This window comes from Soehngenia saccharolytica DSM 12858, assembly GCF_059568515.1.
The window spans coordinates 1-16,406 of the sequence record NZ_JCANTN010000022.1 but is presented as its reverse complement, the minus strand read 5'-3'; the positions used below and the strand labels follow the sequence as shown (position 1 = coordinate 16,406).

Sequence of the window (16,406 nt, the reverse complement as noted above, 5' to 3'; positions counted from 1 at the left end):
AAATGTCTTCTACATATATATCGGTATGAATGTGAGTTTTTTAATAGCTTAGTATGTAAAATCAAATATGTTTGTTTATGTTCATATAATAAAGGTATAAATGAACTAAAGATATTCTAAGGGAGGAACTTATGCTTAAAAAAATAGAATTGTTAATGGACAATTTAAATAATGCCATTGTAGGTAAAAAAGATGTGGTTGAAAATGTTATTATCGCTTTGATTTCCAATGGCCATCTCCTTATTGAAGATGTGCCAGGAGTAGGCAAAACAACTTTAGCTAAAGCTTTAGCCAAAAGCCTAGATTTAACTTATAAAAGAGTCCAATTTACACCTGATCTCACGCCGTCGGATATAATTGGCATTAGTGTATTTGATAAAGATACCGGTAGTTTCATCTTTAAAAAAGGGCCAATATTTTGCAATATATTTTTAGCTGATGAAATTAACAGGACTTCGCCTAAAACCCAGTCAAGCCTGCTTCAAGCCATGGAAGAATTTGAAGTCTCCACAGAAAATGAGCACTTTTTATTGGAGAGGCCTTTTTTAGTCCTTGCAACACAAAACCCAATTGAATATCAAGGAACATTCCCACTCCCAGAGGCACAACTAGACAGATTCTTTATGAAAATCTCCATAGGATATCCTAATAAAAATGACGAGAAAATAATACTAAGAGATTATCTAAAATTAAAAAATCTAGACAATATAGAACCTGTGCTATCAAAGACAGACCTATTGTTTATTACAAAAGAAGTAGATGAAATAATCACACATGATGAAATAATTGAATACATTATAGATATTGTAAACATGACAAGAAACTATAAGAGTATTACCCTTGGAGCAAGCCCAAGAGCAAGCATAGATATTTTAAAAGCGTCAAAAGCCAAGGCTTACTTGTCAAATAGAAATTATGTAATCCACGATGACGTCAAAAATATAGTATTTCCTGTTTTAAGGCACAGATTAGTTCTATCGGCTGAAGCAAGACTTGAGAAAAAAGATACTGATGAAGTGATAAATGAAATAATTCAAAGAATAAATATAGGTGCGAGATATGTTAAATAATAAATTTATAATAATAAGTATTGTGTTTTTATTTGTTTTTTCACTGTTAGTTGGTGGAGAACTGCCATTTTTTCTGTTTTATTTCGTTTTGGCTATATTTTTGTTGTCTTTTGTTAAAGTTTTGTATTATATGCACAATACAAAGATAACTTTAACTCTCAAAGAGATGGCAATTTATGCAGGCGACAAAATAGAAATTTATTATGAAATTCACAATAACAGTCATTTTTCTATTCCATATGTCGAGATTGATAGCATAATAGAAAGAAAGCTTACAAACGACTATGTCCCACCTATTATTTACTCAGTTGAACCAAAGCAAACAATCTCTACAAAGACCAGCATTACTGCCAAAAGAAGAGGCTTTTACAGTATTGGAGAGATAAAAATTGGCATTAGGGATAGCCTCGGGATCTTTAAATTAAATAAATCCATAAAAGAGAACACTTCAATTATCATTTATCCATATTACCGTAAGCTCGATTCATTTCAAGTGTTTTCAGGCTTGTCATCGGGAGAGCTGCCTATTTATGATAAAATAATTGAAGATAGGAGCAGAAACTATGGAGTGAGAAAATATACAGTAGGCGATCCAGTAAAATCAATACATTGGAAAATGTCGGCAAAAAAAGATGTACTAATGACAAAGGAGTACGAAAATAGGGCTGATACTAGTGTTATGATAATAATTGATTCTTATATAGAAAAATTCAGAAAAGATTTGATCTATCATATTGAAGATACTCAAGTTGAGATAGCAAGCAGTATAATAGATTACTGTTTAGATCACGAAATACATACTTCTCTATTTTTTGAAAACGAAAATGAAAATATGTTTGTCCAAGGTAATTCTCAGGATAGTTTTAAGAGCTTTATGGATGAATTGGCTAAGTATTCCCCAAAAAGCAGTTTGGACTTTAGTCACTATTTAGATTACATTTATCCTAGTCTTTATGAATATTCCACAATTGTTTGTATTACTCCTTTTTTAAATAAAGAAGATGCTAAAGAGATCATTAATTTAAAGATGAAAGGTTTTAACCCAATCGTAATTCATATCACTGACATTCAAAACAAGAACTACAAAATTAATTATTCTTATATAGAAAAGCTAAAATCCGAATCAATATCAGTTTATGAAATAGACTATCGTTCAAATAGAGCTCGAAATCTGGAGGCATAAATATGAAAAACAAGTTTAAACTCGATGCAATTATTTTGAACTTTTCCGCTTTATTATTGTGTTTCTCACTTATTTACTCAATAAATGCAGCAGTAAACTTTAATATGTCCTTGGTTAAGCAATTGTTATTTTTTGCATTGATTTTCGAATTAATATTTATTTTATTTAAAAAACCGATTTCTATTTTTGTTTCTGTTATAATCTTGATTATTACTGTTTTAATAATGCTTAAATACGATAGAAATCTTGTCATATCGCTAGTCCAATCTTCGATTCAATTTATAAATAATATCGTATACAATTTGAGGGAAGGTATACCTATTAAACCACAAAATAAGTTTCCATTATTTTTGGTGTTGAGTTCGCTTTTAAGCTTTATATCATTAATATTTTTTTATAACAAAAGACTTTATACAATTTTATATGCTGCATTTTCTCTTGTATTAATTGTTTATTGGTATAATTTTAATGACGCTGCTCTTACTTCCATAAAGATTTTATTATCATCTTTTTTTATTACTTTATCTACAGTTAATTTCCACAAAATTTCTCGATCCTCAAAAAATGATTATAGAGTTGATAATACAAAATATGCTCCTTTTTTTAAATCTACTCTTTTGACGATTATAATTGCATTATTATTTTCTTCTATATTGCCTAAATGGAATAACCCTGTCGATTGGATATGGTTTGAATCAAAGGTAGTTAATACTTTCCCAATAGTGCTTAGTTTTAGATCAAATCCAGAATACGTCAGAGGGCAATCATCCGCCAGTCAATTTGATTTTAGAACTACTGGATTCAGTCCTAATTATTCAATACTAGGAGGCAAAGTTGTTCCTAACCCAAGAGTTGTAATGACCGTAAAAACAGATGAACCCATCTATTTAAGGGGAAATGCTAAAACTCTATTTAATGGAGTCAGTTGGTCTAGTGATGATAGTCTTCCTTTGCAGGTTAAGTCAAATGTTAGTTTTTACAACTATTTGCCAATATACAATAATTCACTCATAGATAATAAAAAGTATGAGTCATTAAAAACCATAACAATTACAAATAGAAATTTTGCTTCAACAACATTATTCAGCCCACTATTCCCTACTAAGGTGGATTTTAAATATAGTAACTACATTTTTATTAATCCTGACTTAATAATGTATAGTAAAGACGGCATATATAAAAATGAGTCATACATGGTAACCTACTTAAAGCCACTGCCATACTCTGTGCAATTTCAAAATGGATTAAGCGAAAAAAAGGCTGATTTAAATAATTTGCTTGTATATCTAAGCATATCAGATACCACAACCCTAAGGACAATAGATTTAACTAAAGAAATAATAAAAAATGCAACGAATGACTATGAAAAAGCAATGCTTATAGAGAATTATCTTAGGTCAAATTACTCATATACTTTAGATGTAGAAGATTATAACGCAGATGATAATCCCGATTTTGTCGATTACTTTTTATTCGATGTGAAAGAAGGATATTGTACATACTATGCTTCAGCTATGGCTATAATGCTAAGAATAGCAGGCATTCCTTCAAGATATGTAGAGGGTTATATAGTCAAAGATAAATTATCAAATGGAGAATATAAAGTATCTCAATCAAATGCCCATGCATGGGTTGAAGCTTTTATTGAGCCAGTTGGATGGATGAGCTTTGAGCCTACTCCCAATTATCAATCCCCTAATTCTTTGGATTTTGAAATAGAAGAACCTTTAGAGGAAGAAAATACAGAATTAGATCCTGATATACTTAAAGGCAACACAAAAAACCCAAATAGAGAAAATATAATAGAAGAGGGCAGAGAAATTACAATAGATGATGAAAATAATGCCAACTTAAAAAATTCACCTAATTATTCCTCTTTACTAATGATATTAATAGGTCTACTGTTAATCATAAGAATGTTATACCTGACAATAAAAAACATAATTAATGAAAAAAAACAGAAAAAATTAGATAAAAATAAGAAAATTGAAAAATACTATTATGACATTCAACATATATTGGGAGAATTAGGTTACCCTAAATATAATTATGAAACATATTTTGAATACAGCAAAAGGATAAGTTATAAGTTCTATCAGCTTGAAGATATTGAATTTAACAAAATCACAGAAATATTTATACAATCTAAATTCGGATTTAGGAGTGCTGCCGATGAAGAAGTTGAATTATTGAATAGGTTTAGAAATATAACTATCAATAGATATAAAAATTATACAGGAAAAATAAGATATTTCATAAAAAAATACCTAATAGGTAGTATTAAATTTTGATGTTCAATAATTTTTCTGTGATCTTATACATTCGCAATAGTGAATTTTCTAAATAAAAATAGTGCAAAAAATAGAATATAGTGGTTATGAATAAAATACCAAATACAATAAATACTAGTATTTCTCCGGTCTTGACGCTGAAATATAAGCTAAATAGCATCAATATAGAGGTAAACAATGTAACTATTAAATGAATAAATCTTTCATGCTGAAAATAATCAACATAAATCTGATGAATATACAATAAATCCTCATAAGCGTATTCATCGCTTCTTATAGCTTTAGTTATCCATTTTTCATAATCTCTTATGAGTTTTTTCATGCCTCTCCCTCCTTTTAACTCTATTTACCCAAAAAAAATAAAACTGCTGCACAAAAATGCAGCAGTTTTTCAAACTATATAAATCTAGCTACTTCATAACCTTCCCAGATTGCTGACATTATATTTCTAGCGCTATTTGCGTCACCAACTAAATATAAGTTACTTACTTTACCAACTAATTCATTATACAATGATTTGTCAGCTCTCATACCTACTGATATTACAACAGTATCTACATCTAATGCACTAGGATTGAAATTAGTATCCATCAATTCAATATGACCATCTTCTATGCCCATCAACCTGTTATTTAGTATTGACTTGACATTGTGGAGTTTCATCAAATCCAACATCATTATTCTATTCATGTGGGGAACAGGCAAACCCGATGCCATTAATTCTGGTAACATTTCAACTACAGTTACATCTTTTCCATCCATAGCTAAACTTAATGCAGTTTCGCATCCTACTAAACCGCCACCTATAACAGCAACTTTATTTCCTACTTTGCTATTGTCCAATAGTACTTCTGTTCTTGATTTCTAGATTTCTAATCTTGATTGGTTCAAACAACTTAGCATTGCTTTACATAAACTTGCTCCTCTCAATATTTATTTATGAAACATAAATGCTTACATACTATAGTTGTTAAAATGTAAACACACTAAACTAACAAACCGATACATTAAAAGGAACAAGTGAAAAGCATCTCAAAATGTTTCTTTTAATGCTAGCATGCTACTTTATTATATAACCATTATCCCACAATAAAGAAAAAGTTTCCAAAATATTTAAATTATTTAATTAAAAATATCTGGAAACTTTTAAACAAGTATTTATTTTTCTAATTCATTGGCTAGAGAATCCAGAAAGTTAAGCCCTATCGTTTCAATCTCACCTCTGTCGCATCTTTTTGCAATTTCTGGATCAATTGGCAGCTTTGCTAATACTTTCAAATTAAATTTTTCTGCTATCTCGTCGATGTGGCTTTCGCCGAATACTTTGTATTCTTTTCCATTGTCAGGACATTTAAAATAACTCATGTTTTCAACTAATCCAACAATAGGTATATTCATCATTTTAGCCATTTTTACCGCTTTTGTAACTATCATTGATACTAATTCTTGAGGAGATGTAACTACGATTATTCCATCTACAGGTATGCTTTGAAAGACTGTTAAAGCAATATCTCCTGTTCCTGGTGGCATATCAATGAACATATAATCTTCGTCTTCCCAAATGACTTCAGTCCAAAACTGTTTTACTGTGCCTCCTATGATTGGCCCTCTCCAAACAACTGGGTCCGTCTCATCTTCTAATAATAGATTAAGAGACATCACATCTATTCCAGTTTTTGTCTTAACGGGAAATATCCCATCTTCATTACCTCTAGCTTTTTCAGTAATGCCAAACATCTTTGGTATAGAAGGGCCTGTGATATCAGAATCTAAAATTGCTACTTGATTCCCTCGCCTTTGCATTTCTATGGCAATTAGAGATGTTACTAGGGATTTCCCAACTCCACCTTTACCACTTAAAACTCCAATAACTTTTTTTACGTTTGATTTATCATTTAACTTCTCAATAAAGCTTGTTTTAGTATTTCTTGTGTCGCAGTCCACAGAACAGCTGTCACAATTTTGATTGCAATTGTCAGACATTTATATTCTCCTTTTATATATAATGGAGCTGATGGTCGGATTTGAACCGACGGCCTGTGCATTACGAGTGCACTGCTCTACCACTGAGCCACATCAGCATTTAATAAATAACACACTATAATTATACAATATTTGACGACATTTTTTAAGCACTTTATTTAAATTTATAGACCTAGTTTAAAAAACTAGGTCTATGTTTTCTATATGTCTATTTTATTTTCAACTAAATATGACGTAGTGAAAAATGAAACTATGCCAATTAAAATTGTGTATATAGCAGTTGCAAGGTTCATATAAATAGATCCCGATGAAATAGTGAGTCCAGCACCATTGTCTATATTTATCAAATTGAAACTCGATAGGTTCAAATAATGAGGAAATGTTTGATAAACATAATTATATCCGATTTGGACAAATGTAGATAGCACTATAAATATGAGGAACCACAATCCACCTAATTTTTTATTTCGAATAGTTACTCTGCCTAATGCCATTGACAAATAAATCAATATCAAAGCGTTTATGCCAATGACTAACGTATATATACCATAATAGATCATTTGTGGTAGATATTGTTTTAATAGCTCAATCTCTAATTGACCAATGTTTATGTCTTTTCTAAATAGAATTAGAAAATATCCCATTGTTACAAATCCAATGACCAAAATCCATAATGTTGAAACAACAAGTTTTGATGCGATGATTTGTTTACCGCTTAGTGGCAAAGTAAATGTCAAATATCCCCTGTCTTCGTAAAGTTCTTTTCGAAATGAATCCATGATGTAATATATCTCTGCGATATAGCCAATTACTATAGCTAGCCCTGCCAGCCCTCCAATTATCCCTAGTTTATCAAAGCCTTTTAAATATATACCTGTCATTAGAATAAGTACAAGTGCCAATACTCCCAATACAAATCTGTAACTGCCTTTTATTTCATACTTGATGTATTTACCCATTTTTATCCTCCTATTCTCCGAATACTTCTTTATATAATTCGTCTATTGATTTTCCATTTTCTTCTCTTAATTTTTCAGCTTCTCCTCTTAGCTTGATAGTCCCCTCTTTTAAAAAGACTACTTCATCAAACAAATTCTCCATATCTCTAACTAGATGCGTGGTTATGATCATGGAGCTATCTTCATTGTAATTGTTAATAATAGCATCTAGTATCTTATCCCTAGCAACTGGATCAACGCCAGCTATTGGTTCATCCAATATATATAGTTTCGCTTTTCTTGAAAGTACTAAACTTAAATTTAGTTTCTCATGCATTCCTTTTGATAGTTGATTTACTTTTAAATTATTGTCTAAGTTCATAAATTCGAGCAAATTTTCAGCTCTTTTCATATCAAAGTCTTTATAGAAATCAGAATAAAATTTTAAAGCATCCTCTATACTCATCCAATTGTATAGAAAATTTCTGTCAGGAAGATATGAGACAATTGACTTTGTATACACTCCTACATTATGAGAGTCAATCCTCACATCTCCTTTAGATTGCCTTAATAATCCTGCAAGTATTTTGATGAGAGTTGTTTTACCACTCCCGTTCGGTCCCAAGATGCCTACTACTCTACCCTTTTCTATGTCTAAATCTATGCCGTTTAAAGCTATTGTATTTATATAGCGCTTAGTTAAACCTTTAATTTCCACTATTTTCTCCATTATTTTCCCTCCGTTCTGTAATTCTTTATAATATCGATTATTTCATCGCTGTTAAATCCAAGTTCTTTCATTTCCTTAATAAATTTGTTTATTATCTCTTGTGCCATTTCTTTTCTCAAATCAGCAAGTATTTTTTGATCCTCTACAACAAAAGTTCCCATGCCTCTTTGAGTATAAACTAGATTTTCTCTCTCTAATTCTTGATATGATCTTTGTACCGTATTTGGATTAACTTTAAGTTCAGAAGACAGCTCTCTAACTGATGGCAATTTATCTCCCCCTTTTAATTCACCAGCTATGATTTTCTTTTTGAGATAATTCATTATCTGGATATATATAGGTAGCTTATCTGTAAACTCCACAATTTCACCTCCAATATCATTGTATATTAGTGTACTATATATATAGTACACTAATATACAATGGATGTCAACATTATATTTATTTTTTAATTCCTATACTATTTGAGTATATCTTATAAAGTAATATATTATTTAACAAAGGAGGATATGATATGGTTGAGCACAATATTAAAGAGGGTATGGTATTTGATTTTAAGAAGTTGACTTCCCCTAGTGATTCTTGTGCAAATGCAGGCTCCTCTGAGCTCTATTATTTAATTTCTACACCTGCTATTATACATATGATGATAGAGGCTTCAAGCAAAATGCTCGATGATTTACTGCCTAAAGATTATATAACAATAGGCACTTATGTAGATATAACCCATGAAAATCCAACATTAGTTGGTGAAGAAATTACATTAAGCATAAAAGTTGTGAAAATAAACGGAAATGAATTAACTTTGGAATATACTGGTTTGGATAGAAAAGGTATCTTTTGCAGAGGAAATTATGTTAGAAGGATTGTAAATAAAAATAAATTAATGGAAAACACTTTTAAAAGATTTTCTGAATAAGCCAAGCTATTAAGCTTGGCTTATTCCTTTCATGCTCAATGCTATTCTTCCTTTATTGAAATCAATATTTAATATCCTTACTTTAACAATATCGCCTACTTTTAGCATTTCCTTAGGATGCCTAATATATTTTTCCGATATTTCAGATATATGAACTAAGCCATCTTCTTTTACACCTATATCAACAAATGCGCCAAAATCTACTACATTTCTCACAGTGCCAAAAAGTTCCATTCCTATCTCTAGATCTTCAATTTTTAAAACATCGCTTCTCAAAACTGGCTTTGGTCTATCCTCTCTTAAGTCTCTACCCGGTTTGTCAAGTTCTTTAATAATGTCAACTAATGTAGGTTTACCTATATTTAATTCTCTAACTAATTCATCTATATCTCTTGATTTATAATCTAAATCTATCAATTTATGTGCTATATCATAACTTTCTGGGTGGACACTTGTGTTGTCTAATATATTGTCACTTTCGGGTATTCTTAAAAAACCTGCACATTGCTTAAATGTCTTTTCACCCATTCCTTTGACTTTTAAGAGTTCCTCTCTTGATGTGAATTTTCCATTTTCTTCTCTGTATGAAACTATGTTTTCTGCTAATTTAGCATTAATTCCTGATACATATTTTAGTAGCGAAATACTTGCTGTGTTGAGATTAACACCAACTCTGTTTACGCAATCTTCTACTACATTTGATAAAACTTCATCTAATCTCTTTTGATTTAAGTCATGTTGATACTGGCCTACCCCAATATGCTTTGGTTCAATTTTTACTAATTCAGCTAATGGGTCCAAGACTCTTCTTCCAATGGATACTGCTCCTCTAACTGTAACGTCTTTATCCGGAAATTCTTTTTGTCCAATTTCTGATGCCGAATATATTGAGGCTCCAGCTTCACTAACGATAATATAACTCAATTGACTCAAATTATATTTTTTCATAAATTCTACAACAAAGCTCTCTGTTTCCCTTGAAGCAGTCCCATTCCCAATTGCTATGATCTCAACATTATATTTGTTTACTAAATCCAACAATATTTTTTCACTTTCTTCCACCTTATTATGTGGTTCTACTGGAAAAATATTTGTATGAGATAAAAGTTTCCCTGTTTCATCTAACACTACAACTTTAAGTCCTGTTCGAAATCCAGGATCTATCGCTAATATTGCTTTACCTTTTATAGGAGGTTGCATTAGCAATGGCTCCAGATTAAGTGCAAATACTTTTATTGCTTCCTCTTCTGCCCTTTGAGTAAGTTCGCTTCTAATTTCTCTTTCTATTGATGGAAATAACAGCCTTTTAAATGAATCTTCTATTGCTTCTTTCATTAAATTATCTGAAATAGTATTATTGTTATATAATATTTGTTCTTTTATCAATGTCGTTAAATCATAATCGGCAACTTCTATGCTCACTTTTAATGCTTTTTTATTCTCACCTCTATTAATCGCTAATATCCTATGATTAGCTATACTCTTTATTGGTTCCTTATAGTCATAGTACATTTCGTATACTGAATCTAAGTTTTCATCTATAGCTTTCACTACAACTATTCCATGTTTATAAAGATAGTCTTTGATTTTTGCTCTAAAATTTGCATCATCTGAAATGTCTTCTGCTACTATGTCTTTAGCTCCTTCAAAAGCATCTTCTATAGTATTTACACCATTCTCAGTATTTATAAATGTTTCAGTAAATTTCAGCAATTCCTCATCTTTTAACTGATTTTTAGATATCGCCTCTGCTAATTCGCTTAAACCCTTTTCTCTTGCAATTGTAGCTTTAGTTCTTCTCTTTGGTTTAAATGGCCTGTAAAGATCTTCTATCCTTTGCAAGTTATCAGCTTTTTCAATCTCAATTTTCAGTTCATCAGTTAGTTTCCCTTGTTCATCTATTAATCTGATGACATCTTCTTTTCTTTTTTCAAGATTTCTCAAATATGTAAGTTTCTCATCCAGCTCTCTTAATTTTATGTCAGTCATTTCACCAGTTAATTCTTTTCTGTATCTGGCGATAAATGGAATTGTATTGCCTTCATCGAGCAATTTAACAGCATTTTCCACATTTTTTTCTTTTAAGTTTAAGCTTTTTGCTATTTCTTTAATTACATCCATATTGCCCTCCTAAGCTTAATTAAAGCTCTTCTACTGAAGAGCTTTGTATTTTAAATATTCATTTATAAAATAGTCTAGGTCTCCATCCATGACTCTATAGACATCTCCAACTTCCGCTTGGGTTCTATGGTCTTTTACCATGCTGTAAGGGTGAAAAACATAAGATCTAATTTGTGATCCCCAAGCAATCTGAGAATAAGAACCTTGAAGATCCTCTATCTTTTCTTTGTTTTCTTCTTCTTTCAACTGAATCAACTTAGCTTTAAGCATTTTCATAGCAGTTTCTTTGTTGGAATGCTGACTTCTTTCGGACTGACACTGCACAACTATCCCCGTTGGAATATGGGTAATTCTAACTGCAGAATCTGTGGTGTTAACATGTTGACCACCCGCTCCAGTTGACCTATATGTGTCAATTTTTAAGTCTTTCTCATTTATCTCAATATCTTCTTCGTCTTTAAGTTCAGGAAAAACATCTACACTAGCAAAAGAAGTGTGCCTTTTCCCAGAAGCGTCAAATGGAGAAATTCTTACGAGCCTATGAACACCCTTTTCACCTTTTAAATATCCGTAAGCATTGTATCCAGAAATCAACAGTGTTACAGATTTTATACCCGCCTCTGGATCTTGCAATATATCTAAAGTTTCTACTTTATATCCTTTATCTTCTGCCCATCTTCTATACATCCGAAGTAGCATCTCAGCCCAGTCTTGAGCTTCTAATCCGCCTGCACCTGCGTGAATGGAAAGTATAGCATTGTTTTCATCGTATTCTCCATTTAATAGCGTTGATATTTTAAATTCGTCAACTTCTTTTTCGACTTCTTCCAATGACTTTTCTACTGTTTCATAATCTGTATAATCATCTTCTTCAAGCATCAATTGATATAAGAAATTTAAATCTTCTACTTTATTCTTAAGTTTTTCATAAGTTTCAATTTGCTCTTTTAAGTTCTTGATCTTTTGCATAGTATTCTGAGCATTTTGTTGATTTTTCCAAAAGTTCTCATCGTAAGTGCTTTTTTCAAGTTCTTCTACCAATTTCTTCTTTGCTGGTAAGTCAAAGTGAAACACCCAACTCGTCCATAGTATTTAAACAATTATTCAATCTTTCTTTGTCTAAATATAAATCCACTCTATCACCCTTTCATCATACCGCATTTTCTTTGTCTGGAGCACCGCAGCATTTCTTGTATTTCTTTCCACTACCACATGGGCATGGATCGTTTCTACCAACTTTTTTTGATTTATTTACAACTGGTTTATTGCCACTTTCAGAATTTCCTATTTCCAATGGATTTGCTACCCTTTTTCTTTCAACTGGCTTCGATTTTACAGCGTGGAATAAAAATTGTACTGTATCTTCCCATATGCTAGTAGTCATTTCTTCAAACATATCAAAGCCTTCAATTTGATAAGCTCTTACTGGGTCTTCTTGTCCCATAGATCTAAGCCCTATCCCTTGTTTAAGTTGGTCCATGGCATCTATATGATCCATCCATTTAGTATCTACAACTTGGAGCAAAACAATCCTTTCTATTTCTCTGAATGTTTCCTCACCAAATTCCTGCTCTTTAGAAGAGTAAATTTCATTTGCCTTATCTAATATATACTCAATTAATTTATCTTTTGTTAAACTGTCAATATCGAGCTTAGATAAAACTCCCCTTCTCATACCAAATGTCTTTTCTAAAAATACCTCAAGTCCATCTAGATCCCATTCTTCAGGATATTTAGCTTGTCTTGTGTAAATTTCGACATTAGATTCCACTAAATTTTTTACCATCTCTAATATATGGTCTTTTAAATTTTCTCCTTCTAAAACTCTTCTTCTTTCTTTGTATATTATCTCTCTCTGTTTATTCATGACATCATCATATTTTAGAACGTGCTTACGTATCGAGAAATTGTTGCCTTCTACTTTTTTCTGCGCATTTTCTATAGTTCTAGTCAACAAACTATGTTCTAATGGTTCATCATCAGGCATATTTGCACTCTCCATTAAGCCTTTAATTCTATCGCCTGCGAATAATCTCATTAAATCATCTTCTAGTGAAATATAAAATCTAGAACTACCTGGGTCCCCTTGACGTCCTGATCTACCTCTCAATTGGTTGTCTATACGCCTTGACTCATGTCTCTCGGTGCCAATTATATGGAGTCCTCCTGCTTCAACTACTCTTTTATGTTCTTCCCTAGTTATCTCTTCATATTTTTCAACTAATTGTTGATAAGTTTTTCTAGCTTCTAGAATATTTTCATCGTCAGTATCATAGAAACTATCAACTAATGCCAATGTTTCATCATCATAGCCCTTTTTTTTCATTTCTTGTTTAGCCATGTATTCTGGATTTCCACCTAATACTATGTCAGTACCACGTCCTGCCATATTGGTAGCTATAGTGACAGCACCAAATCTACCGGCTTGAGCTATTATTTCAGCTTCTCTCTCATGTTGTTTGGCATTTAAAACCTCATGTTTTATGCCTTCTTTTTTCAACATTTTAGATAACAATTCTGATTTCTCTATAGTAACAGTACCTACCAAGATTGGTTGTCCGGTAGCATGTCTCTCTTTTATCTCTTCAACTACAGCTCTGAATTTAGCTTCTTCATTTTTATAAACTACATCAGGATAATCTACTCTTATGACTGGTTTATTGGTTGGTATTTCAATTACATCCATGTTGTATATTTCTCTGAATTCATCTTCTTCTGTTTTTGCAGTACCAGTCATACCAGCTAATTTTTCATACATTCTGAAATAATTCTGAAATGTTATAGTTGCTAAAGTTTTTGATTCTGATCTTACTTTCAATTTTTCCTTTGCTTCGATAGCTTGATGTAATCCATCACTATATCTTCTTCCAAACATCAATCTTCCAGTAAACTCATCAACTATAATTACTTCTTCATCTTTTACTACATAATCTATATCTCTCTTAAACAGACTTCTAGCTTTTAATGCTTGATTTATGTGATGGGCTATCTCCATGTTATCAATATCGGCTAAGTTCTCTAAACCAAAAAACTTCTCAGCCTTTCTAGTTCCATTTTCTGTTAACATTATACTTCTTGCTTTTTCGTCAACTATATAGTCAACAGTTTCTTCTTTGATTTCTCTATTAAATGGATCTAATTTCTCTTCACTAGGATCCAAATATCTAAAAGTTAATGTTTGTGCAAACTTATCTGCCATCTCATACAAAGATGTAGACTTATCTCCTTCACCTGATATTATCAAAGGAGTTCTTGCTTCATCAATTAAAATAGAGTCTACTTCATCCACGATAGCATAAAATAGATCTCTTTGAACCATTTCCTCTTTATATATGACCATGTTATCTCTTAAATAATCAAAGCCAAACTCATTATTAGTACCATAAGTTATATCGCAAGAGTATTGTTCTCTTCTTTCTTTGTTGTTTAATCCATGGACTATACACCCAACAGAAAGGCCTAGAAATTCATATATTTTCCCCATCCATTGTTTATCTCTTCTAGCAAGGTAATCATTGACAGTTACTATATGAACACCTCTCCCTGCTATTGCATTTAAATACGCAGGCAAAGTAGCAACCAAGGTTTTCCCTTCACCAGTTTTCATTTCAGCTATTCTACCTTGATGAAGTATTACTCCTCCATAAAGTTGAACTTTGAAGTGTTTCATTCCAAGAACTCTATGAGACGCTTCTCTTACGACCGCAAACGCTTCAGGCAATAATTGATCTAGAGTTTCTCCATTTGCAAATCTATTTTTAAATTCAACAGTTTTGTTCCTTAACTCTTCATCAGATAGTTTTGATATTTCATCATCTAATGAAATTATTTTTTCTACAACACCATCTATTTTTTTTAGCTCTCTCTCACTATATGTGCCAAATACTTTATTTAGTAAACCCATTTGTCTACATCATCCTTTCAAATCACACTACAATTTTACATCAATTATTTATAGCATCACTATATTATACCATTTATGTAGGATTTTGCAAATATATTTAGATTATTGTAAACCATCCTAGCCTATATTATATCACTACTTTTACAAAGATAAAGCCCTCAATTGAGGGCTTTATCTTTTAATTATCACATATCCAAATCTGGGTAATAAATTTTAGTCCATTTTTCTGTGTTATCTTCCTGCCATTCATATTCGTGGCTATTTATTGCCTCTTGCATGTCTTCATAATACCATTTGTCTTCTGTTAAGTCTGGGAATTTTCTTGCATCTTCAAGGATATAATCTTTTGTAACTTTTCTATCTAACACAGCATTTACTAAGGTTACAAACTCTGCTCTTGTTATATAGTTATCTGGTTTAAATGTTCCATCAGCATATCCTTTTACCCATCCTTTTTCAGCAGCCGAATTGATATACTTATTTGCCCAATGCCCTTTTATATCTGAGAATTTATCTGATTCAAATGGACTTAAATTGTCGAATCTTGATGCTATTACGGCTAATTCAGCTCTAGTTATATAATTTCCAGGTCTAAAAGTACCGTCTTTGTAGCCTAATATCACTTCAGCATTTGCTAATGTTGCGATGTGTTTATTTGACCATCTAGTAGCTTTTACATCTAGGAAATTTTGGTTTGTTGTAAATACCATACTTCTGTACTCTGCATCTAAAAGTCTGTAGAATACTGTAGCAACCTCTTCTCTCGTGATATATCTTAAAGGTCTTACTGTATTGTCTGGATATCCTTGTATATATGCTATATGCTCATCTGTCAATTCAGGAAGATCAGTTGGTATTTCTTCATCTACTTCTTCTTCTGGTGGTATATATGGTGGATAATATGGTTGTGTTACTGTTAATGCTCCTTCTACCTTTGTTATACTGTAGTTCCCAGTTACATCTTTATCACCAGATTTTATGCTTATGCTTTGTATTGTGTTTTTACTTGAACCAACACTTGTTTGCGAACCACTTATAACTACTGTTATATTCTCTCCTGTTACAAGATTGCCATTAGTTATAATGAATTCATTTTTAGTTAATGGAGTCCCGTCATATACTTTTGTAGCACTTTGTGATTGTACGGTTATATCTCTCTTTGTTATTGTTACTGTAGCTGATCCTGTCCTATCTTCATAGTTTGGATTTTCTACTTTTACATATACTTTGTATTCTCCTGCATTAGTGTAGCTTGGGTTTTCTTCTG

14 protein-coding genes and 1 tRNA gene are annotated in these 16,406 nt (G+C 31.6%); 4 read left to right on the top strand and 11 right to left on the bottom strand.

What is annotated here, in order from left to right; translation table 11 throughout:
• Positions 1-131 precede the first annotated feature (131 nt).
• From BO51_RS07005 to BO51_RS06995, 3 genes are read left to right on the top strand one after another with little or no spacing between them, the layout of a single operon-like run.
• Entirely contained in the window at positions 132-1,070 is a 939-nt protein-coding gene (locus tag BO51_RS07005; RefSeq protein WP_496485276.1) for an AAA family ATPase, read from the top strand.
• Entirely contained in the window at positions 1,060-2,253 is a 1,194-nt protein-coding gene (locus BO51_RS07000) for a DUF58 domain-containing protein (RefSeq protein ID WP_496485274.1), read from the top strand. The genes BO51_RS07005 and BO51_RS07000 overlap by 11 nt, the downstream gene beginning before the upstream one ends.
• A 2-nt stretch (positions 2,254-2,255) precedes the next feature.
• Positions 2,256-4,544: a transglutaminase TgpA family protein gene (locus BO51_RS06995; protein ID WP_496485272.1), complete on the top strand. Its 2,289-nt coding sequence runs from the start codon at positions 2,256-2,258 to the stop codon at positions 4,542-4,544.
• Here BO51_RS06995 and BO51_RS06990 read toward each other — a convergent pair.
• The 7 genes from BO51_RS06990 to BO51_RS06960 all read right to left on the bottom strand — a co-directional run bounded on the left by BO51_RS06990 (position 4,534) and on the right by BO51_RS06960 (position 8,557).
• Entirely contained in the window at positions 4,534-4,866 is a 333-nt protein-coding gene (locus BO51_RS06990) for a hypothetical protein (protein WP_496485270.1), read from the bottom strand. The genes BO51_RS06995 and BO51_RS06990 overlap by 11 nt on opposite strands.
• A gap of 74 nt (positions 4,867-4,940) precedes the next feature.
• Positions 4,941-5,387, bottom strand: coding sequence for an FAD-dependent oxidoreductase (locus BO51_RS06985; protein ID WP_496485269.1), 447 nt, complete (start codon positions 5,385-5,387; stop codon positions 4,941-4,943).
• A 315-nt stretch (positions 5,388-5,702) separates the two neighbouring features.
• Positions 5,703-6,527, bottom strand: coding sequence for a P-loop NTPase (locus tag BO51_RS06980; RefSeq protein ID WP_496485267.1), 825 nt, complete (start codon positions 6,525-6,527; stop codon positions 5,703-5,705).
• A 23-nt stretch (positions 6,528-6,550) separates the two neighbouring features.
• A tRNA-Thr gene (locus BO51_RS06975) sits at positions 6,551-6,625 on the bottom strand.
• Between the two features lie 102 nt (positions 6,626-6,727).
• The gene (locus BO51_RS06970) at positions 6,728-7,486 is read right to left on the bottom strand and encodes a hypothetical protein (RefSeq protein ID WP_496485265.1); all 759 of its coding nucleotides are present in this window, start codon (positions 7,484-7,486) and stop codon (positions 6,728-6,730) included.
• Positions 7,487-7,496: 10 nt separating this feature from the next.
• Positions 7,497-8,195 (bottom strand): ABC transporter ATP-binding protein, encoded by a 699-nt coding sequence (locus BO51_RS06965; RefSeq protein WP_496485263.1) that lies wholly within the window; start codon positions 8,193-8,195, stop codon positions 7,497-7,499.
• Entirely contained in the window at positions 8,195-8,557 is a 363-nt protein-coding gene (locus tag BO51_RS06960; RefSeq protein ID WP_496485261.1) for a GntR family transcriptional regulator, read from the bottom strand. The genes BO51_RS06965 and BO51_RS06960 overlap by 1 nt, the downstream gene beginning before the upstream one ends.
• Positions 8,558-8,709: 152 nt before the next feature.
• Between BO51_RS06960 and BO51_RS06955 the strand changes: the two genes are divergently transcribed.
• Entirely contained in the window at positions 8,710-9,114 is a 405-nt protein-coding gene (locus tag BO51_RS06955; RefSeq protein WP_496485259.1) for a thioesterase family protein, read from the top strand.
• Positions 9,115-9,123: 9 nt separating this feature from the next.
• Here BO51_RS06955 and BO51_RS06950 read toward each other — a convergent pair whose 3' ends face one another.
• The 4 genes from BO51_RS06950 to BO51_RS06935 all read right to left on the bottom strand — a co-directional run.
• The gene (locus tag BO51_RS06950) at positions 9,124-11,235 is read right to left on the bottom strand and encodes a Tex family protein (protein ID WP_496485257.1); all 2,112 of its coding nucleotides are present in this window, start codon (positions 11,233-11,235) and stop codon (positions 9,124-9,126) included.
• A gap of 30 nt (positions 11,236-11,265) precedes the next feature.
• A protein-coding gene (gene prfB / locus BO51_RS06945; RefSeq protein WP_496485316.1) for a peptide chain release factor 2 occupies positions 11,266-12,322 on the bottom strand; the annotation gives its coding sequence in 2 pieces (ribosomal slippage) (positions 11,266-12,297 and positions 12,299-12,322; 1,056 coding nt in all).
• Between the two features lie 63 nt (positions 12,323-12,385).
• Positions 12,386-15,139: a preprotein translocase subunit SecA gene (secA, locus tag BO51_RS06940; RefSeq protein ID WP_496485255.1), complete on the bottom strand. Its 2,754-nt coding sequence runs from the start codon at positions 15,137-15,139 to the stop codon at positions 12,386-12,388.
• A 185-nt stretch (positions 15,140-15,324) separates the two neighbouring features.
• On the bottom strand, positions 15,325-16,406 hold a 1,082-nt coding region (locus tag BO51_RS06935), incomplete at its 5' end, for an S-layer homology domain-containing protein (protein ID WP_496485253.1).